This window comes from Pseudoalteromonas sp. MMG012, from assembly GCF_018100875.1.
In the GTDB taxonomy this organism is placed as follows: domain Bacteria; phylum Pseudomonadota; class Gammaproteobacteria; order Enterobacterales; family Alteromonadaceae; genus Pseudoalteromonas; species Pseudoalteromonas aurantia.
In genome coordinates, this window is sequence record NZ_JAGJEF010000198.1 from 1 (window position 1) to 1,050 (window position 1,050).

Annotated in this window: 1 protein-coding gene; it reads left to right on the forward strand. The window is 46.9% G+C overall.

The features are described 5' to 3' along the window. Positions 1-1,050, forward strand: a 1,050-nt coding sequence (locus tag J8L97_RS22985) for an RHS repeat protein (protein WP_211053039.1), incomplete at both ends; no start/stop codon positions are given.

Below are 1,050 nucleotides of genomic sequence, written 5' to 3' on the forward strand. Positions count from 1 at the left end.
TAAAATCCACGGTGCTAATACCAAAAACACCCAAGAGCACTATGACGCGGCGGGGCGTTTAACGGCCATGCAGGGGCCGCAAGGTCACCAAACCACCATAGAATATACCGGTGAGCGTGCGAGTAGTATTTTAACTAAAACGTCGACGGGCACAGAAAAAACCGCCCTAATTTACAATGCACAAGGGCTGATAGCGCAGTTAGAAACCCAATCTGGTGCCACCCAAGCAGGAAAAAGTAGTGCCAATACGCGTGTGTACTACGGATATGATGCGAATAAGCGTTTGTCGTCAGTGAAAGTTGATTTAACCCCAGCCGATAACAGCATTGCCGATGGTAAAGTGTATGAAACGCGCTACACCTACGATGGCAACAGCAACCGCGTACAAAGTGTATCGCAATCAGATGGCACAGTATTAACAATCGGCTATGAAGAACACAATGGCGACCATCGAGTAAAAAGCCTCACTGATGGTGAAGGCAATCAAACCCTATATAACTATGTGAGTGCCACACATACTCGCGTGACCATAGGCGGGGCGCAGGTTGATTACCATTTTGATGCTGAAAAGCGCTTAACCTCTGTTGAGCGAGTTGACAATCACCAAATTGTTAAACAAGAGTATGGCTATAACACGGCGGGTCGATTACACAGTGTGATCAATGGGTTGGGCCATCAAACGCAGTACGGGTATGACAGTGAAGGTAATTTAACACAAGAAACCGATGCTGACGGCGTCACGATAACGCGGGCCTATAACAGCAATAACCAGTTAATTAAAGAGCAAATAGGCACAGACAGCACGGTGTATGTGTACGATACACAACAGCGCTTACGTTTTAAGTTGGATGCAGAGAACCGCCTAGTTGAATACCGTTATAACACATTAGGTCAGCGAGTGAGTCTGCATCAATACACCGATGCAACGTATAGCCGCAGTGTTCACAGTGTTGCCGCGTTAGAAGGGTTTGCAGCATCTCAAAAAGCCCATCAACAGCGCAGTGATTATGGCTATGACTTTAGAGGTCAGCTCAATAGCGTGAGTCGTTA